Annotated in this window: 26 protein-coding genes; 9 read left to right on the top strand and 17 right to left on the bottom strand. The window is 61.0% G+C overall.

From position 1 onward, the window contains the following. Nucleotides 1-319: 319 nt before the first annotated feature. The 6 genes from QZ650_RS05190 to QZ650_RS05165 form a co-directional block, all read right to left on the bottom strand. Nucleotides 320-994, bottom strand: coding sequence for a flavodoxin family protein (locus QZ650_RS05190; RefSeq protein ID WP_292520744.1), 675 nt, complete (start codon nucleotides 992-994; stop codon nucleotides 320-322). Between the two features lie 575 nt (nucleotides 995-1,569). Then, on the bottom strand, nucleotides 1,570-1,974 hold the full coding sequence (locus QZ650_RS05185; protein ID WP_292520746.1) for a pyridoxamine 5'-phosphate oxidase family protein: 405 nt from the start codon (nucleotides 1,972-1,974) through the stop codon (nucleotides 1,570-1,572). 206 nt (nucleotides 1,975-2,180) lie between these two features. Further along, on the bottom strand, nucleotides 2,181-3,149 hold the full coding sequence (locus QZ650_RS05180) for an endonuclease/exonuclease/phosphatase family protein (RefSeq protein WP_292520748.1): 969 nt from the start codon (nucleotides 3,147-3,149) through the stop codon (nucleotides 2,181-2,183). 101 nt (nucleotides 3,150-3,250) lie between these two features. Then, the gene (gene recQ, locus QZ650_RS05175) at nucleotides 3,251-5,062 is read right to left on the bottom strand and encodes a DNA helicase RecQ (RefSeq protein WP_292520750.1); all 1,812 of its coding nucleotides are present in this window, start codon (nucleotides 5,060-5,062) and stop codon (nucleotides 3,251-3,253) included. Between the two features lie 77 nt (nucleotides 5,063-5,139). Then, nucleotides 5,140-6,246 carry an FIST N-terminal domain-containing protein gene (locus QZ650_RS05170; protein ID WP_292520751.1) on the bottom strand — a complete coding sequence of 369 codons (1,107 nt, stop codon included), beginning with the start codon at nucleotides 6,244-6,246 and terminating at the stop codon, nucleotides 5,140-5,142. 10 nt (nucleotides 6,247-6,256) lie between these two features. After that, nucleotides 6,257-6,457, bottom strand: coding sequence for a hypothetical protein (locus QZ650_RS05165; protein ID WP_292522473.1), 201 nt, complete (start codon nucleotides 6,455-6,457; stop codon nucleotides 6,257-6,259). Between the two features lie 282 nt (nucleotides 6,458-6,739). Here QZ650_RS05165 and QZ650_RS05160 point away from each other — a divergent pair, with 282 nt between their 5' ends. Continuing rightward, nucleotides 6,740-6,919, top strand: a complete 180-nt coding sequence (locus tag QZ650_RS05160; RefSeq protein ID WP_292520755.1) for a hypothetical protein — start codon at nucleotides 6,740-6,742, stop codon at nucleotides 6,917-6,919. Between the two features lie 8 nt (nucleotides 6,920-6,927). On the opposite strand, the gene QZ650_RS05155 is transcribed toward QZ650_RS05160, so the two are convergent. Then, nucleotides 6,928-7,608 (bottom strand): endonuclease III domain-containing protein, encoded by a 681-nt coding sequence (locus QZ650_RS05155; protein WP_292520757.1) that lies wholly within the window; start codon nucleotides 7,606-7,608, stop codon nucleotides 6,928-6,930. After that, on the bottom strand, nucleotides 7,608-9,200 hold the full coding sequence (locus QZ650_RS05150; protein ID WP_292520760.1) for an NAD+ synthase: 1,593 nt from the start codon (nucleotides 9,198-9,200) through the stop codon (nucleotides 7,608-7,610). The genes QZ650_RS05155 and QZ650_RS05150 overlap by 1 nt, the downstream gene beginning before the upstream one ends. Before the next feature lie 279 nt (nucleotides 9,201-9,479). Here QZ650_RS05150 and QZ650_RS05145 point away from each other — a divergent pair, with 279 nt between their 5' ends. Both QZ650_RS05145 and QZ650_RS11870 read left to right on the top strand, forming a co-directional pair. Further along, nucleotides 9,480-10,796 (top strand): ATP-binding protein, encoded by a 1,317-nt coding sequence (locus tag QZ650_RS05145; protein WP_292520762.1) that lies wholly within the window; start codon nucleotides 9,480-9,482, stop codon nucleotides 10,794-10,796. 10 nt (nucleotides 10,797-10,806) lie between these two features. Further along, entirely contained in the window at nucleotides 10,807-12,042 is a 1,236-nt protein-coding gene (locus QZ650_RS11870) for a GNAT family N-acetyltransferase (RefSeq protein ID WP_366829858.1), read from the top strand. A gap of 39 nt (nucleotides 12,043-12,081) precedes the next feature. On the opposite strand, the gene QZ650_RS05130 is transcribed toward QZ650_RS11870, so the two are convergent. Continuing rightward, a complete protein-coding gene (locus tag QZ650_RS05130; protein ID WP_292520764.1) occupies nucleotides 12,082-12,252 on the bottom strand; it encodes a hypothetical protein in 171 nt (56 codons plus the stop codon). Nucleotides 12,253-12,540: 288 nt separating this feature from the next. On the opposite strand from QZ650_RS05130, the gene QZ650_RS05125 reads away from it, so the two are divergent. Further along, nucleotides 12,541-13,038 carry a metallophosphoesterase gene (locus tag QZ650_RS05125; RefSeq protein WP_292520765.1) on the top strand — a complete coding sequence of 166 codons (498 nt, stop codon included), beginning with the start codon at nucleotides 12,541-12,543 and terminating at the stop codon, nucleotides 13,036-13,038. 24 nt (nucleotides 13,039-13,062) lie between these two features. Here the strand turns inward: QZ650_RS05125 and QZ650_RS05120 are convergent, their stop codons facing one another. Next, nucleotides 13,063-14,352, bottom strand: coding sequence for a hypothetical protein (locus QZ650_RS05120; protein ID WP_292520768.1), 1,290 nt, complete (start codon nucleotides 14,350-14,352; stop codon nucleotides 13,063-13,065). A gap of 49 nt (nucleotides 14,353-14,401) precedes the next feature. Next, a complete protein-coding gene (locus QZ650_RS05115) occupies nucleotides 14,402-14,704 on the bottom strand; it encodes a hypothetical protein (RefSeq protein ID WP_292520770.1) in 303 nt (100 codons plus the stop codon). 39 nt (nucleotides 14,705-14,743) lie between these two features. Between QZ650_RS05115 and QZ650_RS05110 the strand changes: the two genes are divergently transcribed. Both QZ650_RS05110 and QZ650_RS05105 read left to right on the top strand, forming a co-directional pair. Continuing rightward, entirely contained in the window at nucleotides 14,744-15,220 is a 477-nt protein-coding gene (locus tag QZ650_RS05110) for a pyridoxamine 5'-phosphate oxidase family protein (protein WP_292520851.1), read from the top strand. A 93-nt stretch (nucleotides 15,221-15,313) separates the two neighbouring features. Then, nucleotides 15,314-16,300: a hypothetical protein gene (locus QZ650_RS05105; protein WP_292520772.1), complete on the top strand. Its 987-nt coding sequence runs from the start codon at nucleotides 15,314-15,316 to the stop codon at nucleotides 16,298-16,300. 20 nt (nucleotides 16,301-16,320) lie between these two features. Here the strand turns inward: QZ650_RS05105 and QZ650_RS05100 are convergent, their stop codons facing one another. After that, nucleotides 16,321-16,842 carry a hypothetical protein gene (locus QZ650_RS05100; RefSeq protein WP_292520774.1) on the bottom strand — a complete coding sequence of 174 codons (522 nt, stop codon included), beginning with the start codon at nucleotides 16,840-16,842 and terminating at the stop codon, nucleotides 16,321-16,323. Between the two features lie 105 nt (nucleotides 16,843-16,947). Here QZ650_RS05100 and QZ650_RS05095 point away from each other — a divergent pair, with 105 nt between their 5' ends. After that, entirely contained in the window at nucleotides 16,948-17,868 is a 921-nt protein-coding gene (locus QZ650_RS05095; protein ID WP_292520776.1) for a polynucleotide 5'-hydroxyl-kinase, read from the top strand. A gap of 5 nt (nucleotides 17,869-17,873) precedes the next feature. On the opposite strand, the gene QZ650_RS05090 is transcribed toward QZ650_RS05095, so the two are convergent. From QZ650_RS05090 to QZ650_RS05070, 5 genes are all read right to left on the bottom strand, one after another. Further along, nucleotides 17,874-19,127 carry an SLC13 family permease gene (locus QZ650_RS05090; protein ID WP_292520778.1) on the bottom strand — a complete coding sequence of 418 codons (1,254 nt, stop codon included), beginning with the start codon at nucleotides 19,125-19,127 and terminating at the stop codon, nucleotides 17,874-17,876. Between the two features lie 73 nt (nucleotides 19,128-19,200). Next, complete coding sequence (locus QZ650_RS05085; protein WP_292520780.1) at nucleotides 19,201-20,208, bottom strand: phosphate uptake regulator PhoU; 1,008 nt, start codon at nucleotides 20,206-20,208, stop codon at nucleotides 19,201-19,203. Nucleotides 20,209-20,717: 509 nt separating this feature from the next. After that, the gene (locus QZ650_RS05080) at nucleotides 20,718-21,686 is read right to left on the bottom strand and encodes a sulfurtransferase (RefSeq protein ID WP_292520782.1); all 969 of its coding nucleotides are present in this window, start codon (nucleotides 21,684-21,686) and stop codon (nucleotides 20,718-20,720) included. A 189-nt stretch (nucleotides 21,687-21,875) separates the two neighbouring features. Then, on the bottom strand, nucleotides 21,876-22,550 hold the full coding sequence (locus QZ650_RS05075) for a metal-dependent hydrolase (RefSeq protein WP_292520783.1): 675 nt from the start codon (nucleotides 22,548-22,550) through the stop codon (nucleotides 21,876-21,878). 65 nt (nucleotides 22,551-22,615) lie between these two features. Next, nucleotides 22,616-23,224: a response regulator receiver protein gene (locus tag QZ650_RS05070; RefSeq protein WP_292520785.1), complete on the bottom strand. Its 609-nt coding sequence runs from the start codon at nucleotides 23,222-23,224 to the stop codon at nucleotides 22,616-22,618. 311 nt (nucleotides 23,225-23,535) lie between these two features. Between QZ650_RS05070 and glyS the strand changes: the two genes are divergently transcribed. Together glyS and QZ650_RS05060 are read left to right on the top strand one after the other, a co-directional pair. Beyond that, entirely contained in the window at nucleotides 23,536-25,266 is a 1,731-nt protein-coding gene (gene glyS, locus QZ650_RS05065) for a glycine--tRNA ligase (RefSeq protein ID WP_292520787.1), read from the top strand. Beyond that, the coding region (locus QZ650_RS05060; RefSeq protein WP_292522472.1) for a DEAD/DEAH box helicase at nucleotides 25,263-26,845 on the top strand (1,583 nt) is incomplete at its 3' end. The genes glyS and QZ650_RS05060, both read left to right, overlap by 4 nt.

The raw sequence follows: 26,845 nt of genomic DNA, 5'->3' as shown, positions 1-26,845 counted from the left end.
CCGTGAGAAGACCGAAGGTCTTCGAGAGTGCCGAAGGGCTGAAGGGCCGGAGCTCGAGCACCATCAGGCGCGAAGGTGTCCCTCTTCCGGCAACAGCGTTTTGGGACAACTTCAAGAACAATCTGAAAGTTTCAATAATCTTCATGTCGCTCGTCTTCTTCTTTCCCTATAGCAGCTACGTAGTTTGGCGCTACGGCCACACGCTCTTCCGGGGCCGCGAGGTTTTTGAGTTCGCCTATGCCCAAAACACTCCACCACCGCGACGCTCAGACTCGTGAACTCGATAACGATAGTGCTTGAGATCATCACAGCCGCCGTCTCACTCCTCCCTGATCCAGCCCGCCCGGACCCACCGCTCGTATTCGTCCGGCCGCCAGTCGCGGTTCGTCCGCACTATACCGGCAAAGTACTCCCGGTTCTCTGCCATCTCGGCCTCCTGGTCCGGGTACTGCGGCCGTTCGTCGATGGCGCGGACGAGCCGCCTCCCGAGCTCGCGTGCCGCGTCTTCCGCCCGGTCGAGCGCCTCCGCATCGTCATCGAGTGCGACGCTCATCCCCCCGACCGTCGTCACCCCGAAGTAGTTGAGCACGTGGTTCAGGTAGCCGGCGACCGCGTCGCCTCCCGAGACCCCGGTGGTCGCCACACTGCAGCCGTATTTCCCGGCGAAGGCCTGGTAGTGCATCGCGTCCGCCAGCCGGTCGATGAAGATCTTCATCTGGCCGCTGACGCTGTCGACGTAGACCGGCGAGGCGAGCACCAGCCCGTCGGCATCCAGCATCCGGTCGTATGCGACGGAGAGATCGTCGGCAAAGACGCACTTCCCGTCCAGGCTGCAGCTCTCGCAGGCCGTGCAGGGGGTGATCCGCAGATCGGCGATCTCGATGATGTCGACCTCGGCCCCGGCGTCTTTGGCCCCGGCAAGCACGAAGCCTGCAAGCCTTCTTGTCCTGCTTCTCATCCCCCGTGGGCTTCCCACAACTGCAGTAATCTTCATTTTTCACCGTTTCCGGATGAAGCGTTGGCTCCGGTGCGGGAAAAATGTGCGGAACCGGGAGGCGGGCTATCCACGAGGCGGTGCGCGAACGTATGGAAGATGGTTGGTTGATCCTGGCCTCTTTAGGTGATCGCCAGAACCGTTTGGGTTCGTGAAAAGTCCCGTACAGTGGACCGTGGGGATATCGCCATGCACTGCCCCCGCCCCGAGGTGTGGGGAACGATGCTCCGGAGAACGACGTCCTGAAAGGACGGAGTTCGAGAAACCCGCAGGGTTTCGAGGAGCAGAGTTCGAGCACCGCAGGTGCGAGTTGCGACTGCCGGAACGGCAGGAGTTTGAGCACCGCTAGGTGCGACTGAGGAGGCCGAAGGCCGGGTGGGGTGGGGTTGTAGACATCAGTTTAGGAGTGGAGATAGGGGAGGGGGATGCTCCCCCCTCCCCGCGATCCGCCTCCCCCAGTGGCAATAGCCAACGGAAATCTGTGGGTGGGTAGTCGCCTGCGGCACAAGAGAACCTGGGAGAAGGCCGTGGATACTGCCCATGGCAGATCCCGACAGAGATCCCGCAGAAAAAAGTTAAAGGATCTTCTCCCCGGCCTTTGCGCCGGGAGAACACTCGTAGACCTCGCGGATCTTCATGATGAGGAGACTCTTTGCCGGAGCCTTCGCCATCTTCGAGTGGACGGTAAACTGCATCTTCTCAAACTCCGGCCCGCTGGTCCTGATCTCGACGTCGCCCTTGACCTGGAAGCAGCCCTTCGTCTCGGGCCCCCAGACGTAGATGGAGACCTTCGGGTTCTCCTGGACGTTTGCCAGCGTCTTCTTCATGAAGTTGTCCGCAATCCAGATCGTCTCATCATCGACGAGCTCGACGAACCCGATCGGCACCACGTTCGGCCACCCGTCCTTTGAGGCCGTGGCGACCGGGAAGGCCTTCATCGTCCGAAACGCCATCTTCATCTCTTCAGTAAGTGCAACCATCAGTCTTCACCACTATATTCTCTCAACTGCAGGTTTATAAGTCTCCTGCTGGAAAACGGCTCCGGTAGCAGCCCCCGGGGCTGTGACCCAACGCCATGCCGCTCGTACGGGGCAGAGTGCGCCAGGACCGATCGTCCAGGCATACCCGGGATCGGATCGGGTAAGGTGCCGGCAGAAGGGGGCGGGGGGTTTCAGGCGCCGGACAATCACGGCTCAAAGTCCGCCACGACGGCGGAGTGGTCGCTCAATCCCTGCCCTCGCAGGTCATGCAGGTACCAGCATGCCGTCGGGTTCAGGCGCATGGACCCAAAGATGTGATCGTAGCGCTTGCACTTCGGGACGTCCTCGGGCCCGCGGTCAGGACACCAGCTGTACTCCCTCGCCCGGTAACCGTGCAGCTTCCGGAAGATGTCGGGGAGGTCGTACTCTTCAAGGCCGGAAAGGACATTCATCTCAGCGTTGTACCACCACTTTCTCGGGCGGCCGAGATACTCGTCAGTCTCGGAGACCCCAGTGGTATAGTTCTCGTTCGGGAGGATATCCTTGTAGAAGGGAACGACTGTCCCGTCGGAGAGTTCCGCCTCCGGGATGTGAAGGTCTCCGCAGAGGATCCGCGGTCTCATGGACCTCGCGGCAAGGCGCCGGTATATCCCGACCAGCGTCTCTGCCTTGACGATCTCGTTCCTCCGGCCACCTATCGCCGTGGGCACGTGGACGTTGTGGAGTTCGAACTCGCCTCTGGGTGCGCTGATGACGGCAGAGACCGCCCGCTGCTTCCACGGGATGTCGAAGTCGAGCGGGTTAAGGGGGGTCAGGGGATACCTGCTGGCTATCAGGCATCCGAAGTCCTTTGCTTCGCCGGCCGGCGAGCACTGCTCCGAGAGCCGGGAGACGCTGTACGCGAACTGGAAAGGATCGTTCGCGTTTCTCGCGCGGAGCTCGTTCAACCGCTCGGCCATGTAGGCCACCCGCGCAATCTCCACCAGGGCAAGGCTGTCAACGGAGTAGATCAACCCGTAATTCTCCAGTTCCTCCCGGAAAAGCGGCAGAGCCCGGTCCGTCACCTCCTGGAAGGCGACGATATCCGGCGAGTGCTGGCAGACTGCTTCAACTTTCTTCTCCACGCTCTTTAAACCGGAGCGGAAGAGATCCACGTTCCATGATATGAGCCGCATAGTGCCGATACATTTCGCATTGGTGCTCCATGCTCATTAACGCATCGAGTTGAGAATGATCGGCGGCACCGTACCGGAATTTGAACCCGGATCAGAACTCATCAGCAACGGCGGTTCGATCCGATCCCCTGCTCGGTACAGTGCTTATCGATGGCATCGAGGAATTTCCTGCCGTAGCGTTGCAGTTTCGCCTCGCTGACGCCGTGGATCCGGAGGAACTCGACACCGGTGCGGGGATAGCGCTTCGCCATCTCCTTGAGGCTACGGTCGGGGAAGACGACGAACGGCGGCACGTGATCGAGGTCGGCGAGGATCTTCCGGAGCCGGCGGAGCCTCGCGAAAAGAGCCTCGTCGTAGTCGTCCTCGACTTCCGGGGCGAGGATACCCTCCGGCTGCGGTTCTGTGAGCGGGACCACAAGATCACCTGCAAGGACAGCCCGGCTCCGATCGTTTAACACGAGGACCGGGTAGCGGCCACCGGTCGATGTGATGAACCCTCTTTGGACCATATCCTGGATGAAGAGCAGCCACTGGTCGCGGGTGTAGCCCCCACCGGAGTTATAGGCGGGGAGGGTGTCGTGCCCGTTCTCGCGGATCCTTCCGCTCCTCGACCCGGTCAGCACGTCGGCGATGTAGCCTGCCCCGAACCGCTCACCTACCTCACGTGTGCAGGCAATGATCGTGGACGCAACAGCCGTCCCGTCAAAGACCTTCACCGGCGTCTCGCACCGGTCGCACCCCCCGCACCGCTCCTCTGAATAGGCCTCGCCGAAGTAGGTGAGCAGGAACTTCCTCCGGCATCCGGTCGTCTCGCAGTAGTCGAGCATCGCCCCTGCTTTACGGTAGGCGACGTCCTTATGACCCGCATCGGCGCACTCCTTCTCGATGAGATACCTGATCGTGCCGTAGTCGCCCCGGCTGTAGAAGAGGATGCAGTCGGCCGGCTCCCCGTCTCTGCCCGCTCTGCCGGTCTCCTGGTAGTAGGACTCGAGATCCTTCGGGAGGTCAGTATGAATGACGAACCGGACGTCGGGCTTATCGATGCCCATGCCGAAGGCGACGGTGGCGCAGATGATCGTGGCGTCGCCGTGGGAGAAGGCCTCCTGGTGCTCCGCACGAACGGCATCAGAAAGGCCGGCATGGTAGGGGAGGGCTGAGAAGCCTTTGCTCTGGAGTTTTGCCGCGAGGTCTTCCGTTGCCTTCTGCGAGAAGCAGTAGATGATACCGGCATCGTCCCGGTGCTCGCTTAAGTAGGCAACAAGCCTCTGGAAGTAGTGGGCCTTCGGCACCACCCGGTAGGTGAGGTTTTTGCGGTTGAAACTCCCGACGAACCGGGCCGGGTTCGAGAGAGCGAGCTCGCCCGCGATGTCGTCCTGGACGGTGGGGATGGCTGTCGCGGTCAGGGCGATGACGGGAACCGCGGGAAACCGCTCCTTGAGCACCCGGAGCCGGCGGTATTCGGGCCGGAAGTTGTGCCCCCACATGGAGATGCAGTGCGCCTCGTCGATCGCGATGAGCCGGACGTTTGCCTGTGAGAGAAGCGAGAGAAAGAACGGCTGGACGGCCCGCTCGGGAGAGACGTAGAGGATCCGGATACGGCCTTCGAGGATCACCCGTTCGATGATCCGCCGTTCCCCGTAGCCAAGTGAACTGTTGATCGTCGCCGCCGGGACGCCGTTTGCCCGGAGGCTGTCGACCTGGTCCTTCATCAGGGCGATGAGCGGCGAGACAACGACCGTAAGCCCTCCGAAGACCAGGGCCGGGAGCTGGTAGCAGAGGGACTTCCCACCCCCAGTCGCCATGACGGCAAGGACGTCCCGCCCGGAAAGGACGGCATCGATGATCCCCTCCTGGTGGGGGAGGAATGACGTATATCCAAAGAATTTCTCAAGAACACTATGTTTTGCATCCATTGCGTCACAAAACCCGATACTGCTATTACGCTGTTGGCTGAGAACCGGGATAGTGTTTGTTATTGTCCAAAAAGAGGTTATTTGAAGATCAACATCGTCGAGGTCTGGTTGATATGCCCGATGTACTCCTCGCCGTAGGTGGAGAACCCGATCGTCGGGATATCAGTGAAGAGCGAGCCATATGCCCCATCCTGCCCCTTCTCCTCGAGTTCCAGCGCCCGCAGGATACAGTGGAAGTTGATGAGGGCAGAGGCCCCGCCCAGTTGTCGGACCTTCTCGTCGACGGCTCTCCTGGTGTCCGCGACGATGTCCGTCGACTCCAGCAGCGCGAGTTCCATCCCTTCCTTGACCATGCAGTAGAAGAGGATGCTGTCGCCTTCGATCTGCCGGGGACTCCGGACGAAGAAGTCATCGCCGGTCACGAGCCCGACAGGGTTGTGCATGAACCTCTTTGGCGCTTCCTCGACGGAGACACCGAGCGCCCGGGCGTAGGCGAGGGGTGCGGGCATGTCGTTGAATTCCATGACCTCCCGGCGATCTTCGTTCACTTTTGTCGGCACAAGGGTGATCTCCAGGGGTTTGAAACTCTGGGTCTTGATGATATCGAACTCGCCGACGGGCTTTAAAAGGGCAAGCACGGCCGCGTTGGTGTATGCCTTCCCGTCCAGGTAGACGTGGGTTGATTGGAACTTGAGATCGTCACCTGCAGATCCGCCGATGAACGTCACGTCGGTGAGATCCCCGAGCCTGTCCATCACCCGCTCCTCCGAACCGCTCAACCCGTCGATCAGAATGATTCCCACGTATTGCTGGAAATCGAGTTCGTCAAGCGGGGTACCGATCTCGTCTTCAAGCTCCCGGACTGCATCTGCAAGCGAATCCGGGGAGGTGACGTCGGAGACGAGACTGCATGCAATACCTTCGATGGTGCGCTCGTCGAACGCCATCGCCACGATCGAGTCTTTCATGACCCGGCCGCTGATGATCTCCCCGGCAGTCGAGCAGCCGAGGACCTGCGCCTCCGAAAAGGCGTCATGCATCGCTCTGCTGATCAACACCGGATCATACCGTGAGGAGGCAAAGAAGAGCACCATCTTTGGGGAGATTCCGTTGCACTGCTCTCTAATATCGTCGACAGCCTGTTCGATCGATGATGCCGTTGTAGAAGCGGTAGTAACACTCATAAAAAACCTCCTAGAGCTCAATGCCCATATCGCGGGCGATCTGCTTGAGTTCTGCAATCTTTGCCGGGTCGTCCTCGGACTGCAATGTCCAGCGATCCGGATTGTACCCCTTGATGATCAACTTTGTCCGGGTCGTGTTCTTTAATACTTCGTTTCCGTTCGACCGTTTCTCGATGATTATATCAATCATACGCTTGATTTTGCCTGTCATACCTAAATTAAGGGAATGAGAGCCAATTATTTAATGATTGCTTTCTTGGTTAAGGTGAATCAGAGCTACTTAACCCGTAATAGCCGGATCGTGGCTCCAGTGGGACCGGCCTCAATAATCGTCACCCGCCCGGGTCTGCCCGTGGGCGCGGGTTCAGCGTAAGGCCAGATTGCTTTGCCACCGCATCGTTCGGCCGGCTCTTTCCCGACCACCCCGGCAACCGCATATACACCTGCCTGACCGATCAAAGTGCATATCTTTCCGGGCATGCGATTGATAAGCATGAAGAACATCGATATGGCAGTCGAGGGAGACATCCTCACCATACGCGTGGACCTCAAAAGAGAGTTCGGCGAATCAAAGAGCGGAAAGTCGATAACGATCGCCTCAACCGAAGGTAACGTCTCGGTGCCGGAGCACGAGGAGATCAAGATCGGGCTGAACATCTACCGAAAAAAGTGATCGTATCGTCACGCCCGGGCGCCGGCGCACCGAAGCGAGCCGCGGACCTCCCGGATGGGACAGCGATCACAGAGCGGGGACTTTTTGCAGACGTTGTTTCCCAGACGAACGATCTGCGCGTGGTAATCGTTGAAGAGTTCCACATCAGGAGCGAGGTTCTCCGAGAAGAGGAGCTGCGTCCGGTCATAAGACGCCTCCTCAGGCAGGAGGCCGTAACGCGAGAATATCCGCCGGGTGTAGGCGTCGACGACGAAGACCGGCTTTTTGCAGGCATACAGCAGTATGGAGTCCACCGTCTCCTTCCCGAGACCCCGGAGGGCGAGCAGGCGCTCGCGCAGGGCCCCGGTCTCGACGGCCGCCATCACCGCAGGATCGGCGCCAAACTCCGTGACGTAGACCCGGGAAAACTCCCGGATCCGCTCCGCCTTCTGGTTGTAGTACCGTGAAGGGATGATCAGACGGGCGATATCGGCGGCATCGGCGGCGGCAAGCAGGTGCGGGTCAAGCATCCCGGCGCCTTCGAGGTTACGGACAGCCTGCGCCGCGTTCGTCCAGGAGACGTTCTGGGCGAGGATCGCGCCTATCATCGTCTCAAACGCCGTCTCTGCCGGCCACCAGTGCTGGTGGCCGAAGGCCGCAGAGAGGGCGCCATAGATATCGAGCAGGTCGGCGGTGAGGGGTGTTGTCATCAGCGCCACCAGGGCCTCGCGGCGATCGGCATATGCCAGTCGGTGCCGAAGGCCCGCCCGGTCACCCTGAGCGCGGGGGGAGCCTGCCGGCGCTTGAACTCCGCCGATCGGACCATCCGGAGGACCTGATTGACGGTTGCCGCAGGGTATCCAGCGGCGATGATCTCTTCGGGCGACTCATAACGGTCAATGTGACGGTAGAGGATCGCGTCGAGGAGGTCGTAGGGGGGGAGGCTTTCCTGGTCAATCTGGCCGGGCCGGAGCTCCGCAGAGGGGGGTTTCGTCAGTACCCGTTCGGGGATGATGGGGCGCTCCCTGTTCAGCCACCGGCTGATACGGTAGACCATCCCCTTCGGGACGTCGGCGATCACGGAGAGCCCCCCCGCCATATCCCCATACAGGGTGCAGTAGCCGACCGCGGCCTCCGACTTGTTCCCGGTGGAGAGGAGCATGGAACAGAACTTGTTCGAGAGGGCCATCAGGACCGCCCCCCGGATCCTGGCCTGCAGGTTCTCCTCGGTGGTGTCGTGGGGCCTGCCGGCAAAGATATCCCGAAGGGCCCCGTTAAACGCCTCCATCATCGGGGTGATGGGGATGCACTCTATCCGAATACCGAGATTCTCTGCAAGTTCCCGGGCATCCTCGATGCTTTCTAGGGAGGTGTAGGGGGAGGGGAGGAGCACACCGAGGACGTTCTCCGGGCCGAGCGCCCGGGTGGCGACTGCGGCTACGAGCGAGGAGTCAATCCCCCCGGAGAGCCCGAGGTGGACCGACTCAAAGCCGCACTTATGGACATAGTCGCGGGTGCCGAGCACCAGCGCCCGCCAGATCTCCGATTCGGGCATCGGGTCGTCGGGAGTGACTCTCTGCGGAGCGGGGACGGCGAGATTGACGTTCACGATATCTTCAGCGAATGCCGCACCGCGGGCTACCAGGGCCCCGTCGGCACTGAAGGCCGAACTCCGGCCATCAAAGACCAGGTCGTCGTTGCCGCCGACGAGGTTGACCATAGCGATTGCGACGTGATGGTCCTTCGCGACCCGGGAGAGCGTCTCCTCCCGCAGGCGCTGGACACCTGCGGCAAACGGCGATACGGAGAGGTTCACGATCACCTCCGGCACCGGGCCGCCGCGCCAGACCTCCTCCCCGATAGAGACCCCGACCACCTTCCCGCCGAGGCGGAGGATACGGGAGTCCCCGGCCGCCGGCTCAAAATAGCTGCCATCATCGAGGACACCCGTCGAGAGGCAGGTTTTTCGGAATATCTCCCCCACCTCCCCATCCCGGAGGAGAGCGGCAGCGTTGAAGAGCGGTCTGCCGGTGCCGGAGAGGTTTGGCTCCGGAAAACCGACAAGCACCGGTGGCGCTCCGGAGAGATCGGCAGCCAGGTCGTCCAGAACAGCGAGACTCCTCCTAATGAATCCCGTCTGAAGAAGCAGGTCCCGGGGCGGGCAGCCGGGGAGGGAGAGCTCCGGGGTGACTATCAGGTCCGGCCGGTAACGAGACGCCTCCGCGACGCCGGCCGCTATCCGGTCGGCATTGCCGGCGAGATCACCGACAACCGTGTTCACCTGGAGGAGTGAGATCTTCATGGGTTTCCCTGATCAGTATTTAGCAGAACGGGAGGCATATGCCTTTGCATGGCCTCGATCCCCCGCGGCAGGAGCGGACGGAGAGCACCGGCGCCGGATACGCCGCCCCGGCGATCAGATCTATTTTAAGGCCCGGAAACCAAAGCGCCTTATAGGAACCATGCAGAGAACATGCCGTAGAGCAGCATCTCCGGTCAGGACCACCCAAAGGCCGTTTGCACCCCGAATCTACAACGGGGGGCGAAGAGTCTGATCCCCTGGCAGCGCCGGTCCGCGAGAATGGCAGGAGATGATGCCCGCCTCCTCCTGCTTGCGGCATCAGTCATTATCGTCTTCGCCGCAAACGCCGTCGGACTTTTGACCGGCATCACGACCGTCCTTCCGCACCTGATGTACCTTCCAATCGTGCTTGCCGCCTACTGGTTTCCCCGCCACGGCATCGTCTTCTCACTCGTTCTGAGCTCGGGATACCTGGTGATGACCCTGCCCTTCGCCCGGGGAGGAACAGAACTGCTCGTCGCCGTCTTCTCGCGGGTGGCAGTCTTCGTCGCCATCGGCGCCGTCGTATCACTCCTCTCTCGCCGGTTGCGGGAACAGGAAGAACGCTACCGTGGTATCTTCGATCACTCGGAGGCGGGGACGTTCATCATTGCACCGGACGAGGCCGGGCCGCGCATCGAGGAGGTTAACTACGTGGGTGCCACCCTCCTCGGCTCCACGATACGCGACATGATCGGAGAGCCCGTCACCCGGTTCCTCGACGATCCCGAAACCCGGGACGAGTTCAAGGCGAGGATTGATCGGGATGAGGCTGTGTACGGGTATGAGACGACCCTCCGGAACGTCAACGGGGCTGCCGTGCAGGTGCTCATATCAGGAGGCCGGCTCCCCGGTGGACGGGTCGTCCTGACCATCATCGATATCACCGCCCGGAAGAACGCTGAAGACGCGCTCCGTGAGGCTAACACCAGACTGAACATGCTGGGGCGCCTCACCCGGAACGACCTGATGGCAGCGGTCTCGGGGCTCCTTGCCCGGATAACCGAGGGAAAGCAGCAGTTCGATGACCCCGCCGTTCGCCGGTACCTGGACAGCCTCTCCGAGGACGCCCGGCTCGTGCAGCGCCGCGCGGAGATCACCCGGGACTACCAGGACCTCGGTCTCCAGCCACCGGGCTGGCAGCCCCTGCAGAGGGTAATCCAGGATGTGACGTCACGCCTGCTGCTCCCCGGGATCTCGGTCCGCTCCTGGGTGGAGCGGCTCGAGGTCTTCGCCGACCCGATGCTCGATCAGGTCTTCTCCAACCTGATCGAGAACGCTGTCCGCCACGGGAAGACCGTTTCAAAGATCGTCATCACCTACCAGATCCGGGATGACGGGCTCTCGATCTACGTCGAAGATGACGGTGTGGGCATTCCCGAGACGGAGAAAGAGAAGATCTTTGCGTACGGCATCGGCGCCGGCGGCGGGCTCGGGCTCTTCCTTGTTCGGGAGATCCTCTCCATCACCGGCATGACAATCCGGGAGACGGGGACACCCGGTGAGGGGGCGACGTTCGTGATCCATGTACCGCCGGAGGGTTACCGGATAGTCTGAGGTGAGAGTGGTGTTCACGAAAGTGCTCATTCCGACAGACTTCTCTGCCGCCTCCATGGTCATGACAGAGCGAATCACCGAGATCCCGGGTCTCCGCGAGGTCGTTCTCTTTCACGCCCGGCGATCGGCCGGTCCTCCACCCGACGAGAGCCTGATCCGCCGGATGCAGGAATCAATGCAGCAGCAGGGCCTCATGGTAACGGTCGTGGTCGCGGAAGACGACGGGACGGATGTCCCGGAGAGGATACTCCGGGCAGCCGCTGATACGGGCACCGGCCTGATCGCGATGGGGGTCCGGGATCAGGGTCTGCTCCGAAACCTCTTCTCCGGGAACGTCGCGGCCGCCGTGCTCCGGGACACCCGGCTCGTGCATCTCCTGATCGTTCCGCAATCAGGAGGGGGCAGGCCGCCGCTCTTTGAAAACCTGCTGGTGCCGACCGATCTTATGGCAACGGCGCCGGAGGTCCGTTCTGTCCTGAAAGATCGTGCGGGAGACGGAACAGCGGTGCTCCTGCACGTCATCGAACCGGGGCATGCCGGGACGGAGCAGGAAGCAGGCGACCGGCTCGCTCTCCTCCGTAAGGACCTCTTACCCACAGAACGTGAGGTCCACGTGCTGGTGCGGACCGGAGACCCGGCACGGACCATCTGTGCCGTAGCAGACGAGATCAACGCCTCCGCAGTCGTCATCCCGCGCATCGGAAAACGCGATGCCGCAGGGAGCGCCCCGCTCGGGAGCGTCACGAGTGCGGTCGCAGGATGCGTAAGGTCACCGGTGCTGGTGCTGGCAATCCCGATTAGCCTCAAGATAGAAACCCGGGAACTGCGAAGGGAGGAGTTCCCTCTCGCCGAGGAGATCTGGCTTGACTATCACCAGTTGAAGGCGGATCCGGAGACGGACCGGGTATTCGGGGTCTTCGCGGACGGGACCCTCGTCTCTGTCGCCCGGTGCCGGCGGCACCCGGACGGCTACGAGGTTGACGGCGTCTTCACTCCGCTCCGGTTCCGGGGAAGAGGATACGCCCGGAGGGCAATGGATGCACTCGTCGAGGCGTGCCAGCATGATACCCTGTACATGCACTCGGTCCGGAACCTTGTCGGGTTCTACGGAGCATACGGCTTTGTATCAATTCCAGAAAGCGACCTTCCCCCGACCATCCGGTCAAGGTTCGCGTTTGCCCTTGGTGAGATGGAAGGGGCAAACGTTCAGCCGATGCGCCGTGCTGCCGGCCCGTTCCGGCGATAGTCCGGAGGGACGGCGCCCTCCCGCACTCTGCCGCCAGTCTCAGTCGTCATAGAGGTCCGGGGATTCCGCATCGTCATCGAGATCGTCAGTATACGGGAGATCGATGATAACCGAGCCGTCCTCAAGGATATCGCCGATCTCGATATACACCCCTGCAGGAAACTCTCGCTCTTCTGTTTTGCCGTCAGAACGTTTGACATACGCCCACATGTTGTATCTCCATCAATTACTTCCAGGCTCTCGATGCACCGGGCCCGGATCAAGCCTCAGACCCGGTGCAGCCTTGAGAGCAGACTCCTATTCCAGTATCAGACAATCGATGAATAAAAATTTTCGATCAAAAAACCCGGAAATACTGGAATCTTCGGGATATCCTGGAGATATTGTGCCAGAAAGCGCGTACTGGAAAGCCGGGAGCCTACCTCCCGGAGCGCCCGGCAGACGGTCATGCAGAAGGCCCACAGTCAATTATATGGTGATGGCGGTCAGGAGATGCATATGCGCATCGGGATCCTCTCCGACACCCATGACAATCTCCAGGTAGTGGATGCGGCCATAAGGCAGCTGAACAGCGAGCGGGTAGACCTGACGCTTCACGCGGGGGATTATGTCTCACCGTTTGTCATTCCCCGGTTTGCCGACCTGCAATCGCCCATGATTGGAGTTCTCGGGAATAACGACGGAGACCACCATCTCCTTTCTGCACGGTTTGCCGAGCACGAGCACCTCGACCTCCGGGGAGGGTTTGCTGCGGTCACCGCCGGCGGTATGACGATCGGGCTGCTGCATGGCGATGATCGGGAACTCCTGCAGGCGCTCATCGGGCGGAAGGCCTTCGACGTTGTGGTTCACGGCCATACCCACCAGACGGAGGTCCGAACCCTGGGGGGGACGCTGGTCGTTAATCCCGGAGAGGCCTGCGGTTACCTGACCGGCAGGCCCACCATCGCCGTGCTGGATACGGTGACCCGGGACGTGGAACTGCTCTCCCTTTAACGGCAGAAAAAAGGGTGGTGCGGGTTAGACCGCAACCGCATCGTCGGGCTCCTCACCGAGTTCTCTCCCGAGATCCCAGGCAGGAGTTCCGGCATCCCCGAGATCCGCCCTGAGGATCGCACCGGAGACATCAAAGGTGGCAGGGACATCAAAGTAGAGGTAGCCGTCCGTGGACTCATACCGCTCGAGCGGCTTTTTGCCGGACGACTCTCCAAGCGAGGTGAAGGGCGGGACCTCAAGGGATTCAAACGTCACTCCCTGATACTCGAGGGTGAACGCCTCCCGTCCGGGAGTCTCGATGGTGTAGAGGTCAGAGTCACCCTTGTGCCCGAGATTGGTCGACTGGATGGCGACAAGGAGGAACATTCGCCCATCACCGGCCTCGACTCTTGCCGGAGACGCGTTGGTCGGGACCGGGGTCGCGTTGATCGAGACCTCCTCGAATGCTGTTGCGTTCCGGGTGGACGCCGCGATCAGCGATACCATGTTCTCACCTGATGGGTCGTCGTAGGTGTAGCGCTCGCCAAGGGGCAATGCCTCCTCTGGCGGTGCGACCGGGACCGGGTAGGTCTCGGCTAGAACCGCGGGCGCATCTGCCGCCAGGCTGGTGGCGCTCATCGTGGAGAGACCCATGCTGGCCGGTTGCACCTCGACAGCCTGCTGGCTCACCGTCTCAAGGCTTTCCGACGCTATATCCAGATCCCTGAAGGCAGTCTGGACAGAATCTGTCCCGGCATCCGTTGAGTTGACAAGCGTCTCGCTTGCCGATGAGTAGGCCAGGAGCGACCGGACGAACTCATCCTTGACGGGCTGCTGTTCCGGGGAGACCTGAAGCGGCTGCACCTCGTCAAGAAGCCTGTCAGAGAGCGCATGCAGGTCGCCCGCTGCGGCAGAGGCGGCACCCGCATCCTGCAGGTAGAGAGCATGGGCATGCTCCATCGAGAGTCTCACCAGGGGGACGCTGTTGGCGTCGATTAACCCTGCCAGTTCTTCGTCGTCACTGCCGGCCCCACCCGCAGGCGCGTCGGCCCTGGAAACCGGATCGGCGGGCTGGCTGGGATTCTCCGGTTCAGCAGATGCTACCGGCTCGGTATCGGCGGTCAGGTCAGGGGCACCCTCATCATATGGAAGGCCGGAAGATCCAAACCCCACTTCCGCCGACAGAAGATCGCTGAGCGGGGACTGGAGCAACTCACCGGATTTCAGCGCCGCGAGCCCTTGCACGGGGCTGGCAACGGCTGGCACCAGGAGGAAGAATGCCGTGGATACGGCAATTCCAAGGAGAATTAGAGCGTTCGCATAGGGCTTGCTCATGCCCATTTTTCTTTTGGTGACAGAATATAAATATTATTATATTATTCATTTAGAAAAAGAGGCTCTCCGGTGAAACCGTTTCCGGTGCCGTCAGATCTCCGCCAGCCACGGCCGGCATACCCGCCAGCAGGGATACTGCTTCAGGGGGCCGGGGCCAGGAGCGGGAGTTGAGGAGAAACCTGCCCAAACCACCCGGATCAGGGTAGGGGATTATGGGAGAGAGAAAGGGAGACCTCTCCCGGGAAAGCATGCAGTCCATCTTCCCGGCACTAAAGTGGCAATTTTCATAAGCCTCTGGATTTTCGGAGTTTTTCTCGTTCTTGAGAGAAAGTCCGACCTCCTGTGGAAACATATATGAACCCTCGCAGGTTACCGGAATATGAGGATACCGATGGAGATTGTGAAGATTCCAAATATGGATAAAACGGAGTACGACAAACTCATTGAAGAAGGATTTATCAGTCGCATTGCATTCCAGGGTGCTAAGTATCCCTATATCGCCCCGTTCCTGTACGTCTTCGACGGAAAGTTTCTCTACTTCCTGGCGACCAAGTACGGCAGAAAGAACGACCTCTTCCGGCAGCACCCGTATGTCTCCGTCGAGATCGAGAAGTATTCAAGCGATCTTTCCTGCTATACCTTCGTGACCATGCAGGGCTACCTGGTGCAACTTGAGGATGCGATCGAGAAGAAGATCATCAGGGAGAAGTTCGTGAGTATGATCAGGGCGCACAACCTCTCACAGAATATCCTTGCGGCGCTGGGCCATAAACCCGAAGAACCGCTCGAGTCGATTGCCTCCGAGGAGCGCTCGAACATCTGGAAACTGACCGGCGTGACTGATATTGTTGCCTTAAAGAACCTCTAATGTAATTTTTTTTGGGCCCGGACGGTGCCCGGGGAGGGTCGGATACCCGGGGGTGCGGAACCATTATGGACCCCCGGAGCCCGGGAGGGTAGCATGGTACCCGGCTCCCGTCTGGTGACCGTCGCTCTTCTCGCCATGCTCCTCACCGCAACACCTGCTCTTGCCCACGTCCCCCTCTTCGCCCGGGACGGGTCCTCGCCGGGTGCGGCGTTCGTCATCGAGGACCCTGAAAAGTCGTGGGTGATCTACGATACATTGCCCGGGGGGGTTGCAGCCCGGTACTACCGGTTTCACATGGAGGAAGGGGAGAGGATACACGCAACGCTCCAGGTCACGCATGCGGGAGAGTTTGCGCCCGGGATGGTGCTCGCGGGACCGGGCATCGAGAGTTCGGGCAGGGTCCCGCAGGACGTCGGGGTCCCGGAGGGCGCCGGTGCGCTGGCAGTGCCGGGGAGACTCCCCGGACAACCGGAGTATGAGCCGTTTACGCCGTCGAGAGTCTATCCACTCGCCCGGATCGATATGCCCGCACCGGCAACCGGGGACTACACCCTCGCGGTCTACACCCCGGGGGAGGGAGGGAACTATGCTCTTGCGCTCGGTTCTGTCGAGACCTACACCGTTGTTGAGTGGATCCGGATCCCGATCGACGCCGTGATCATCCACCGTCACGAGGGGCAGCCTCTCCTTCTGATCCTCGCACCGATGATCGCCGTCCTCGCCGCAGGAGTCGGGCTGCTACTCCGGCGGCACCGGCCGCTCTCCCCCTTCGCTCTCCTCGGGGCGGCCGCAGGCCTCCTCTTCATCGGGAGCGGCGGCATGACGCTGCTGCAGACGGCTATTGCGGCCGTGGAAACGGACCCCGGCGCCGCCCTCCTCCTGACCCTTCTCCTCGCGCTCATACCCATCCTCCTCGGGATCGGGGCACTTCGGGTGGCCTTGCGGGCGCGGATCGGAGCCGGGGAGCGGGTCGGCATGGCAGCGCTCGGTCTCCTGGGTCTCGCCACCTGGGCCGGGATCGTGATCGGCCCCCTGCTTGCTCTCATCGCGGCCGTCATGCCGCGGCACCCCGAGAAGTAGTCCCCGGGGTGCGCCGCGCATCACTCCAGGAGCGGTTCGAGCATTGTCTGTGCCGTATCCAGCAGACCACGAAGCCCCTCCGGCGTGGTGGTCCCTCTCTCCATCCAGCGGATGATGCCATCTTCGTCCACGAGGTAGATGTAGGCGAGGGAGGGATCGTCGATCCCGTAGGCCCGCCGGCACCGCTCGAAGTCCCCGGGGACGGTCAGCACCAGGTTGTGCTTCGCGAGGGGGACACTGCCCCGCAGCCCCTCGTGGATACGCTCTGCAAGAGACCTCCCGATGAGGCCGTCGCCGACGACCGATACCAGGTAGGTCGTCACCCGGGGGTTTTCCGTGAACGCCCCGGCAAAGGGGCCGCTCCATGACTCCGTCATCGGCCATGCGGACTCGAGAAAGACGAGGACGATGAGCGAGAGATCGCCTTCTGCATCGTCGGGAAGGGTGACGACCCTGCCGGAGAGAGACGTGCCCATAAGGGTGGGAAACGTCCTGCCGAGGGCCGCAGGCACCGGTTCTGTGGTGGCTGCCGTTCCGTTCATGCCTGCGAGTGGCAGGCACTCCAGATAAAGCCTCTCTCCAGCACCTGCAGGCAGCAGGGATCCGGGGGACAGGGTTCCGAGAATGTTACGTCAGGCACTATAACTATGAGCCATAATACCCTCGTAAGAGGCCTTATGATCAGCATCGGGAAAGGATGGGAGGAACTCGCCGCGGCGCTTTTGCGGGCGGACACCCCCGAGCGCGTATACGTTATCGGGGCGACGGACAGCGGGAAGTCAACGTTCTGCCGCTACCTCGTCGAGAGGACTGCAGCGCATACGCGGACAGCATACGTCGACTGCGACACCGGGCAGTCCCGGATCGGTCCGCCGACGACCGAGGGGATGATCCTCTATCCCGGCACGCCGGAACCGCCCGGCCGGCCCTATCTCCGGTTCGTCGGTTCAACCTCTCCAGGCGGCCACTTCATCCAGATGCTGACAGGGGCAAAGCGCCTTGCCGAGAGAGCTGCCGAACTCTCGGCCGGCGTCACCGTCATCGACTCACCCGGGATCATCTATGGCGGGGCGGGGATCGAGTTCCAGGTTCAGATGATCGATCTCCTCCTTCCTACCCGCATCGTCGCCCTCCAGCACGGCCGGGAACTCGAACGACTTCTTGCGAACTTTTCCCGGCACCCCGCGATGGTGATCCACCGGATCCCCGTAGCATCTGCGGCCGTCGCACGGACTGCAATCGGCCGGCGGCGCTACCGCGAAGAGTGTTTCGCGGCGTATTTTGCTGAAGGCAGGCGGCAGGAGATCCCGCTTTCCGGGCTCGGGCTCCAGGGCAGATTACCCGACATGAAGAACCCGCGCGAGGTCGCCGGAAGGCTGGTCTCCTTCAACGACCCCGAGAACTTCGTCCTCGCCCTTGGGATTGCCGAAGAGACGCACCACAGAGGGCAGGTGCTCGAGGTTTTTGCCCCGCCCTTCGAGCATGCCGCCGTCGCTTCGGTCAGGTTCGGCTCAATCTACCTGAACCTCGGGGCGGAACCGGGGTCTATGGAGTCCTCCCGCCCCTGAACCCCTCATGCCGGGAGGAGGGAGAGGAAGAGCACGTAGACCGCCGCCTGGGCAAGCGTGAGCGGGATGCCGATCCGGGCGAACTCCCAGAACGTCAGCGTCTCGCCGCCCTTCTCCGCACCCTGGATGATGATGACGTTGCTTGCCGCCCCGAGGATCAGCATATTCCCGGCGATGGTGCTGCCGGCCGCAAGCGCCATCATGCTCACCGTGGAGGTCCCGAGATGTGAGAGGACGGGGAGGGAGAGGGCAACGAAGGGAACGTTCGATACAGACTGGGAGATAATGACGCCCATCACAACAATGACCGGGACGGCGGTGAGGTCCAGGGAACTCCCCTCGATGAGCGGCTGGAAGAACCCGGACTGCCAGACGCTCGCCATAAGGACGAAGAGGCCGGCGAAGAAGGCCAGCGTCGGCCAGTCGATCCGACAAAGGATCTCAATCCGCCGCCTGCTTCCAAGAAGGACCGGAAGCGCCGCAACGACCGCGATCCATGTCAGCCGGATATCGAGATCGGGGATAAGCATGGCCGCAACGATTTTAGCCCCGATCAGGAGAACGAGCAGGATGAGCGAGAGGCGGGCGAGGGCTGCAAGGGCAGGGTCAAGGATCTCCTCCTCGCGGTGAACCAGCGGGGCGGTGGCGTTAAGGTCACCCGGGAACGCCCGGCAGAGAAACCAGAAAGCGAGCAGAAGAGAGATCACCGTGGGGATGGCCAGGTAGAGAGGGAATGTGATAAACGGGTTCTCGATACCGCCCGCGAGCGCGACAAGAAGGTTCTGTGGGTTCCCGATGGGGCTTGCAACGCTTCCCGTCGTGACTGCAAACGCGAGTGCGAAAAGCAGAAGTTTCGGGGAGATGCCGTGCCGCCGGGCAAAGTAGAGCATCAGGGGGGTGCCGACAACCGCGAGCGTATCGTTCATCAGGAGCGCAGAGAGTGCGCCGCCGCCGATGAGGATGAGAAGGACCAGGTGCCGGACGGATTCTGCCCGGGCAAAGAGATGATGGGAGAGATGGTAGAGGTAGCCGCTCTTGGCGAGCGCCTCTCCGATCACGAACATGAAGAAGAGGAAGAGCATCACGTCAAGGTTGATGGATGCAAGCGCATCCTCCGGGGTGATCGCTCCCGTCACCAGGACGGCGATCGCACCAAGGGCCATCACATGCCAGATGCGGAAGGTAATGCTCCCCACCTTTCGGACCGCGATCAGGAGGAAGACGATGATGAGAACGAAGAGCGAAATGAAGGTGCCCATGGAAGTACCAGCAAGAGAGTGCGTCCTGAGAGGATTTGCGGTCCACTCAAAAAAAAGGGATCACCCGGGCCCCTCAGATTCCCTCTCCCACGGCGTAGTTGATGACGCTCTCGGAGATGTCCCCGGAGTATTCTCCGATCCGCCGGATACTCTCTGCGATCTGCACCAGGAGGATCGCCGCCACCGCTTCCAACCGGAGCGCCCGGGCATTGATCTCCCGGGTCTTCTCCTCGAGGTCGCGCACCGTCTGGAGCGTCTCGTTTGCCTTCCTGATATCGCCTGTATGGAACGCTTCCATGCTCCGCGAGAAGATCTCGAGGGCAAGTGTGCTCGCCTCGTCCATGAGGTCGAGCATCGCCGCCTCGATCTCGCGGTCGATCAGGGCAGGAGCGTTCTGCGCCACCCGGGTAGCGTGGTCAGCTATCCGCTCGATGATCCTGCTGACCTGCAAGTAATGCGCCGCCTGGTTTGGCAGGATGTTCATCCGGCGCGAGAGCATGGCATCGGTCAGGATAAGATTATCCTGCCGCGCAACGAGCCAGTGCAGCCGGTCCACTTCCGTATCCCGCACGACGACGTCCTTTGCGAGAGCCGCATCCCTTCCTCGTATGGCGGTCATCGCGTCCTGCTGCATGCCCCGCGCCAAAAGATGCATCCTTTTGATGGTGTTCTCAAACGGCATCTCGGCAGGGTTGAGGAGATCTCTGATTGTCACCGAGGTATCCGTCTCTCCGACCACTTCCTGCCCGATCGCCATCTGCGTGAACTCCCTGACCAGCTGTCGGATGAACGGTGACAGCCGTTCCTTCGATTCTAGGCGGATAGTCGTGAATCCCGCGATGTATGCCCCGACAAGGAGGCGAAGAAGGTAAGGGCGGTCCGTTGTGGCCCCGACCTCAAAGACCCGGGTCCGCTGTATCGACTCTCTGCCTATCTTCGGGGTGATCAGGAGCGAACCGTCAGGCTGCACAATCAGCCCCACAGGATCGTTCTTCTGGATATTCTCAGACTTGATCCACTGTTTTGGCAGGGATACGATGTACGACGAGCCTCCGGTGATCTGGATCTTTCTGATCTCCATGAATCAGTAGGCGTTGACGCCGTTAGGGTATATACATTCGGCAGAGGCGTATGGTCTACCCCGATCTACGGTGCGAGTATATATACGCGGCATCTTCACCGGGATATGTTGCGGCATGTCTGCATGCGACGCAGATACAGGTGATCTGCCGTCACGGGCCGGATCTTAACTCAAGCAATGGTCCGCGAAGCCGAGGAGCACCACCATCCGGGTATGGACGGCGTATGCCGCGACATGCGAAGAGAACTCAGCGGTCGGTATGCGTGAGAGATGTCGATTGCGAGGGTGGCAAAGCGCGGAGAGGAAGACCTGCCTGGCGGTCAGATCAATTTCAGAATAAATGCGGTTTAGAGAGAAGAGGATACACGAAAAGACGACGTCAAGGGGGGAAGTGTCTTGCGTGGACCCAGATCTCTCTAGGTCCATTTAGTACTGACAAATATTTATAAATTTCCATTTCCGATTGAGGTGAAATAAAGGTTTTGACCGGTTGCCCGGTCGCTCACCGACTACCGTGCGGGGGCCGTCTCTACTCTCCGTTCTCGTGGTTCCGGTCCTTCTACGACCGGACTATCCGGGCGTGTAACCCATTCCGTGAACGAACCCTCATAGAGCCGGACGTTCGGGTAGAGGTAGAGCCACTTTAAGAGGACGAACTCATTTGTAGCCTCCCGACCGGTCCCGCACGTACAGATGACGGTCTTGCTCCGATCGACGCCGTGATCTTCGAGGATCATATCGAGTTCATCGTTCGATCGGAACCGCGCCGGGTTCCCGTCATCCATCAGGCTTCTCCAGGGCAGGCTGATAGCACCGGGGATATGCCCCGCCACCCGCCAGGGTCCCCGCCCCTCGTAGACATTTTTCGGACGTGCGTCGAGCACAATTACGTCATCGTTGTCCTTGACCCGCAGGAACTCCTCGTAGCCGATGGAGTAGTCGTCGCGAACCCCGACGACAAAACTGGACGGCTCAACAGTGGGGTATTCCTGCGAGAGCTCAAGACCTTCACTCTTCCATGCATCAAGCCCCCCATCGAGGAGATACACGGTGTCGTGCCCGTACTTTGCCAGGGTATAGGCCATCATCGTCTGTGCAAGCCCGTCGCCCCGGCCGGAGAATGCGCCTTTGGAGGTATAGACGACGGCCGGAGAGCCAGCCTCAAGGCCCGCACGCCGGAACGATTCCTGGATACAGGCGTTCGGGCTGTATGCGGTTGGAAAGCCGCGGTTGGATACCCGCAGGACCCCTTCGGTCAGGTAGACAGCACCGGGGATATGCTCCTGAATGTAATCGTGAACATCCGGCTGGACGTCGATGATCGTCAGGTTGCTATCGTCGAGGTGGTCAGCCAGCCAGCCGGAGTTCACCAGTTTGACCTTCCCGTCCCCGCGGGGATACGGGACGTTCTCCCGATCGCTTGTGGCCTGGAGACGCTCTATGCCGCCGGGGGTAAACATCTTCTCTTCCACTCCCATCACCTCATAGTGGGTATTCTCACCGGGTGCCGGTGAGGCTCCACTCCGTGCTTGAGACCACATATACCTTGTGCAGGATCCAGCGGAGACCCGGCCGGGACTGCTGGAAAACTGTCTGGCATACGCTCACCGTGACTCCGCCCGCTCAGGTGCTCCAGGGAAGGCCGGAGTAGGAAGGGCTCCCGGCCCTCACTCCTCTGATACTTCAGGACCGAGCTCGATGCTCTCGCCAGGGGCGAGAATCCTGACCTTGATCGGCGTCGTCCGCTCAAGGGCCTGCTTGAAGGCCTGGACATCCTGCTGGATGGCGGGGAACGTATCATAGTGCATCGGGATTGCCAGCCGCGCTCCGATGTACCGGGCCGCGATCATCGCCTCCTCGATCCCCATCGTGAAGCGGCCGCCGACGGGTAGGAGCGCCACGTCCGGCCGGTAGAGATCCCGAACGAGCTGCATATCCGAAAAAAGCGCCGTATCACCGGCGTGATAGACGCGGATACCGTCCATCGTGATGACGAACCCTGCTGCGGTGCCGCCGTAAAAGCCCATGCCTTCATCCTCAAGCCAAGACGAGTGGAGCGCGGGCGTCATCGTGAACCGGACGCCGTCGAGCGTGATGCTGCCGCCGATGTTCATCGATTCGGCCGGAACGCCCTTTGACGCCAGGTACTTCGCCACCTCGTTGACGGCAACCGTCTTCTTCTTTAACTGCACTGCAACACCCATGTGATCCGCGTGGGCATGCGTCACGGCAACAATATCGGGCTCCACGGGGAGCGAACCCTCCGGGATGAAGGGATCAATGAGAATCGTCTGCGATCCTTCAAGACAGAAACATGCGTGGCCAAGCCAGGTCAACCTCATGGAGAAGAGATCGATTCTCGATACTAAAAAATGTTCAGTAGGGCTACAGAAGGTGGAGCGGGAGTTTAGAACTCCCCCATATCAATCGCTTCGGCGATGTCGATCGCCTCGCTAAGACCGTCGTTCGCGACACCACGGGTCATCTGTTCGGAGAGGTCACGGTCCTCCATCACATCCCTGATCCGTTCCAGGTACGGTTCCAGAATGGTGTCTCTCTGCTGCTCGATCACATGGCGGTACTCACGAAGTGTGGAGGGGCTCACGTCAAGTTCCTCGCTGATCTCCTTCATGGTCTTTCCCGAATCAAGAAGCTCCGTCATCGTTCCCTGGTCGAACGGCATCTTGAAGTCGAGTTCCCTGAAGAGTTTGAGCCGGACCCGGGCACGTGCCACGGTCTTGCTCAGCTTCTCATCACCGAGCGCCCTCGCGATCTCCGTATCGTTCTTGCCGTCGTAGTACGCGACCACGAGCCTTGCAAGCTGCCGTGGGGCAAGTTTGGTCTTGAAATATCCCTGATCGAGGATCTCACGCATGATCAGGGCAATCTCGCGCTCAACGGCGTCCCGATCCCGGAGCGTACCGTGAACCTTCCTCATCGGCTCAACGATCGTCTTCTTGTTCGTGATGGTCGTGAACAGCTCAAGGAGCTGCTGCTTGCGGGTATCTTCTGCCATGTCCGTGTCTCTCTATTCTGTATTCCACCGTCTGGTTCTGGAGGGTCATCCATGACGACCAAGAGTATATATAACTTATCCCCTCATAGGGGCGTAACGTTCCCTACATTACAACCGCTAGCATTTAAAGTTTACCATATAATCTGTCAGTTGAGAAAGATCATTTTTGTGGATGTAACCATATCTTCCGGGATATCACCGACTGCGGAAAAAAAGTCCCCTCTTTCAGCCCAATTTTAAAAGATTTGTGATCTCCTGCAGGAGGAGAACCATTCTTTATTAGCACGGGCGCTCAAGTATATTGCAGGACTATGGCGGAGACGAGCGATATTTACGAAAAAGTCATGGAAGTGGCCAGAAGACGTGGTTTTGTCTGGCCTTCGTCCGAGATATACGGATCTGTTGCCGGTTTCATCGATTACGGGCCGCTCGGAGCGATGATGAAGAGGAACGTCGAGAACCTCTGGCGATCGTTCTACGTCTTCCAGGAAGGCTACTACGAGATCGAATGCCCCACAGTTGGAAACGAAGCAATCTTCGTCGCATCCGGTCATGTGAAAGAGTTTGCCGATAAGATGGTGCAGTGCCCGCACTGCGGCGAATACCTCCGTGCAGATCATATTGCAGAAGAGAACGGCGTCGAGAATGCAGGTACGCTCTCATCGGAGGCGCTCCAGGCAGTGCTCTACGAGCTGCCCTGCCCCTCATGCAAGGAACGCCTGGGTGAGGCGGGGGTCTTTGCGTTCAACCTGATGTTCGAGACCACCATCGGTCCGGGATCGCAGCGGAAGGGCTATCTGCGTCCCGAGACCGCCCAGGGCATCTTCACCGACTTTCCCCGTCTCCTGCGCTTCTACCGGGACAAGCTTCCCTTCGGCGCCGTCCAGATCGGGAAGTCCTACAGAAACGAGATCTCCCCCCGCCAGGGCATGATCCGGCTGCGGGAGTTCTCCCAGGCAGAGGCCGAGATCTTCGTCAACCCGAACGAGAAGGACCACCCTGCCTTCCACCGTTACGCAGAGTACGAAGTGCCCCTCCTCACCATCGCGCGGCAGCTTGACGGCCAGGAGCCGGCCGCGATCACGATGCGCGCAGCCGTGGACGAGGGCCTCGTCGCGAACGAGTACGTTGCCTACTACATTGCGCTCACGCACCAGCTCCTGACCGCCATCGGCGTGGACCCGGCAAAACTCCGGTTCCGCCAGCACCTGACGGACGAGCGGGCGCATTACGCGACCGACTGCTGGGACGCCGAGGTCTACTCCGACCGCTTCGGGTGGGTCGAGATCGTCGGCATCGCCGACCGCACCAACTACGATCTGCGGTCGCACGCCGGGCACTCCGGCACCTCCATGACGGTCTTCATCCCCTACGACGAGCCAAAACGGGTTATGAAGCGGCGGATCGTCGCGGACATGGGCGTGCTCGGTCCCCGGTTCCGCGGCAAGGCGAAGGCAATCGCGGATGCCCTGGCCACCTCGGAGCCGGGAGAAGAGGGCGCCCGCGTCACCGTCGACGGCGAGGAGTTCTTCATCCCCGGCGACCTCTACCAGATCCGTGAGGAGGAGGTGGAGGTCCGCGGGGAAGAGGTGATGCCCCATGTTATCGAGCCGTCATACGGGATCGACCGTATGATCTACGTCGCGCTTGAGCACAGTTACGCCGAGGAAGAGGTCGAGGGCGAGATCCGGAAAGTCCTCCGGCTCCCGCCGGCGGTCGCACCGATCCAGGTCGCGGTCTTCCCGCTTATGACCCGGGACGGCCTCGATACCATCGCGCAGACGATCACTGAGCAGCTTACGAAATGCCGCATACTCGCCCAGTATGACGATTCCGGGGCTATCGGCCGGCGTTACCGGAGGCAGGACGAGGTAGGGACACCCTTTGCCGTCACGGTCGACTACGATACGCTTGAGGACAACACTGTGACTGTCAGGGACCGCGACAGCATGGAGCAGATCCGGGTGCCGATCGAGCGGCTGCCGGAGATCCTCTCCGCACTCATCACCGGCACCGCCACATTGCGTGAAATCAGGGTATGAACTACGTCTCCCACCCGCTGATCCGGCCACAGAGTATTGAGGAGCGGCGATACCAGCTCTCGATTGCGCTTCGGGCGCTTGACGCGAATACGATGGTCGTCCTCCCGACCGGCCTCGGGAAGACGGCCGTCGCCCTCCTGGTCGCGGCATCCCGCCTCCTTTCCCACCGGGGAAAGGTGCTGATGCTCGCGCCCACCAAACCCCTGGTTGAGCAGCATCTCCGTTTTTTCAAGCAGTTCCTGCTCTTCCAGGAAGGTTCCGAGCCGCAGGAATCGGATTTTGCGATGTTCACCGGGGACACCCCCCCCGAAGAGCGGGCCAGGGCCTGGGCGGCATGCCGGATCTGTTTCGCCACTCCGCAGGTGATCAAGAACGACTGCCTCGCGGGGAGATACAGCCTCGCCGACGTCGTGCTGCTGGTCGTGGACGAGTGCCACCGGGGGGTAGGAAACTACGCCTACGTCTTCCTTGCCGGGCACTACTGCACCTCGGCAGAAAAGCCCCTCTTGCTCGCGATGACCGCCTCTCCCGGAGGGGACCAGATGAAGGTGCAGGAGGTCTGCACGAACCTCCACATCGAGGCGGTCGAGACACGGATCGAGACCGACGAGGATGTTCGCCCCTACATCCACGAGCGCGATATCCAGTACGTCGACGTCTATCTGCCCGAAGAACTGCAGGCAGCGCTCGTTGTTCTCAGGGGACTCGTGGAGTCGCGCCTCACCCGGCTCGCGAACCTCAACTTCCGCGTCCCGAAACCTGACAAACTCTCGATGAAGGCGTTAAACGCCCTGAACGCCCAGATCCAGCAGCGTATACGAACACGGGACCCTTCGGCATTCATCGCGGCATCCCTGCACGCGGAGTGCATGAAACTCCGCCACGCCATCTCGCTTGCCGAGACGCAAGGCAGCGAGGCGCTCAAACTCTACCTCGCCCGGCTTGGCGCGGAAGGGGCGTCGAGCGCAGCGAGCAAGGCAAGCAAACGCCTCGTCGGCGATCCTGCCTACCAGCACCTCGTCGAGGTCGCCGGCAACTGGAAGGAGGAACTCCACCCCAAGGCTTCAATCGTCCGCGAGCTGGTGCGGGCGCAGCTTGCCGCGCACCCCGACAGCCGGATCATCGTATTTGCCACCTACCGCGACACCGTTCAGACGCTCGTCGATACGCTCACCGCAGGCGGGATCGCCTGCGAGCGGTTCGTCGGCCAGGCCTCACGGGACGCGGAGCGGGGGCTCTCGCAGAAGGAGCAGATCGCGAGCCTCGCCCGGTTCCGGGAGGGTGAGTTCAAGTGCCTGATCGCAACCTCGGTGGGCGAGGAAGGGCTCGATGTCCCCTCGACCGATATGGTGATCTTTTACGAGGCCGTCCCTTCAGAGATCCGGAGCATCCAGCGAAAGGGGAGGACCGGGAGAAGCGGCAGCGGCACAATCATCGTGCTGGTGACGAAAGGCACATCCGATGAGGCGTTCCGGTACGTGAGCCAGACCCGGGAACGGGCGATGGTGACGGGGATCCGGAGCATGAACACCGTGCCGGCTCCCACTCCCGACCCGGTTCCAGATCCCGGGCCCGCCCC

This window comes from Methanoculleus sp., from assembly GCF_020696975.1.
Taxonomy (GTDB): Archaea; Halobacteriota; Methanomicrobia; order Methanomicrobiales; family Methanoculleaceae; genus Methanoculleus.
Note: the sequence above shows the minus strand (reverse complement) of the source record. Positions and strands in the feature narration are given on the sequence as shown.

Coding starts and splice junctions, on each gene's coding strand:
- QZ650_RS05130 (WP_292520764.1), bottom strand. CDS start 12,252: ATGTGGGCGTATGTCAAACGTTCTGACGGCAAAACAGAAGAGCGAGAG.
- QZ650_RS05090 (WP_292520778.1), bottom strand. CDS start 19,127: ATGGGCACCTTCATTTCGCTCTTCGTTCTCATCATCGTCTTCCTCCTG.
- QZ650_RS05170 (WP_292520751.1), bottom strand. CDS start 6,246: ATGAGTGTTACTACCGCTTCTACAACGGCATCATCGATCGAACAGGCT.
- QZ650_RS05085 (WP_292520780.1), bottom strand. CDS start 20,208: ATGGAGATCAGAAAGATCCAGATCACCGGAGGCTCGTCGTACATCGTA.
- QZ650_RS05125 (WP_292520765.1), top strand. CDS start 12,541: ATGCGCATCGGGATCCTCTCCGACACCCATGACAATCTCCAGGTAGTG.
- QZ650_RS05150 (WP_292520760.1), bottom strand. CDS start 9,200: ATGAAGATCTCACTCCTCCAGGTGAACACGGTTGTCGGTGATCTCGCC.
- QZ650_RS05100 (WP_292520774.1), bottom strand. CDS start 16,842: ATGAACGGAACGGCAGCCACCACAGAACCGGTGCCTGCGGCCCTCGGC.
- QZ650_RS05095 (WP_292520776.1), top strand. CDS start 16,948: ATGAGCCATAATACCCTCGTAAGAGGCCTTATGATCAGCATCGGGAAA.
- QZ650_RS05190 (WP_292520744.1), bottom strand. CDS start 994: ATGAAGATTACTGCAGTTGTGGGAAGCCCACGGGGGATGAGAAGCAGG.
- QZ650_RS05145 (WP_292520762.1), top strand. CDS start 9,480: ATGGCAGGAGATGATGCCCGCCTCCTCCTGCTTGCGGCATCAGTCATT.
- glyS (WP_292520787.1), top strand. CDS start 23,536: ATGGCGGAGACGAGCGATATTTACGAAAAAGTCATGGAAGTGGCCAGA.
- QZ650_RS05165 (WP_292522473.1), bottom strand. CDS start 6,457: ATGACAGGCAAAATCAAGCGTATGATTGATATAATCATCGAGAAACGG.
- QZ650_RS05105 (WP_292520772.1), top strand. CDS start 15,314: ATGGTACCCGGCTCCCGTCTGGTGACCGTCGCTCTTCTCGCCATGCTC.
- QZ650_RS05160 (WP_292520755.1), top strand. CDS start 6,740: ATGAAGAACATCGATATGGCAGTCGAGGGAGACATCCTCACCATACGC.
- QZ650_RS05070 (WP_292520785.1), bottom strand. CDS start 23,224: ATGGCAGAAGATACCCGCAAGCAGCAGCTCCTTGAGCTGTTCACGACC.
- QZ650_RS05075 (WP_292520783.1), bottom strand. CDS start 22,550: ATGAGGTTGACCTGGCTTGGCCACGCATGTTTCTGTCTTGAAGGATCG.
- QZ650_RS05185 (WP_292520746.1), bottom strand. CDS start 1,974: ATGGTTGCACTTACTGAAGAGATGAAGATGGCGTTTCGGACGATGAAG.
- QZ650_RS05115 (WP_292520770.1), bottom strand. CDS start 14,704: ATGTTTCCACAGGAGGTCGGACTTTCTCTCAAGAACGAGAAAAACTCC.
- recQ (WP_292520750.1), bottom strand. CDS start 5,062: ATGGATGCAAAACATAGTGTTCTTGAGAAATTCTTTGGATATACGTCA.
- QZ650_RS05180 (WP_292520748.1), bottom strand. CDS start 3,149: ATGCGGCTCATATCATGGAACGTGGATCTCTTCCGCTCCGGTTTAAAG.
- QZ650_RS05110 (WP_292520851.1), top strand. CDS start 14,744: ATGGAGATTGTGAAGATTCCAAATATGGATAAAACGGAGTACGACAAA.
- QZ650_RS05080 (WP_292520782.1), bottom strand. CDS start 21,686: ATGGGAGTGGAAGAGAAGATGTTTACCCCCGGCGGCATAGAGCGTCTC.
- QZ650_RS05155 (WP_292520757.1), bottom strand. CDS start 7,608: ATGACAACACCCCTCACCGCCGACCTGCTCGATATCTATGGCGCCCTC.
- QZ650_RS05120 (WP_292520768.1), bottom strand. CDS start 14,352: ATGAGCAAGCCCTATGCGAACGCTCTAATTCTCCTTGGAATTGCCGTA.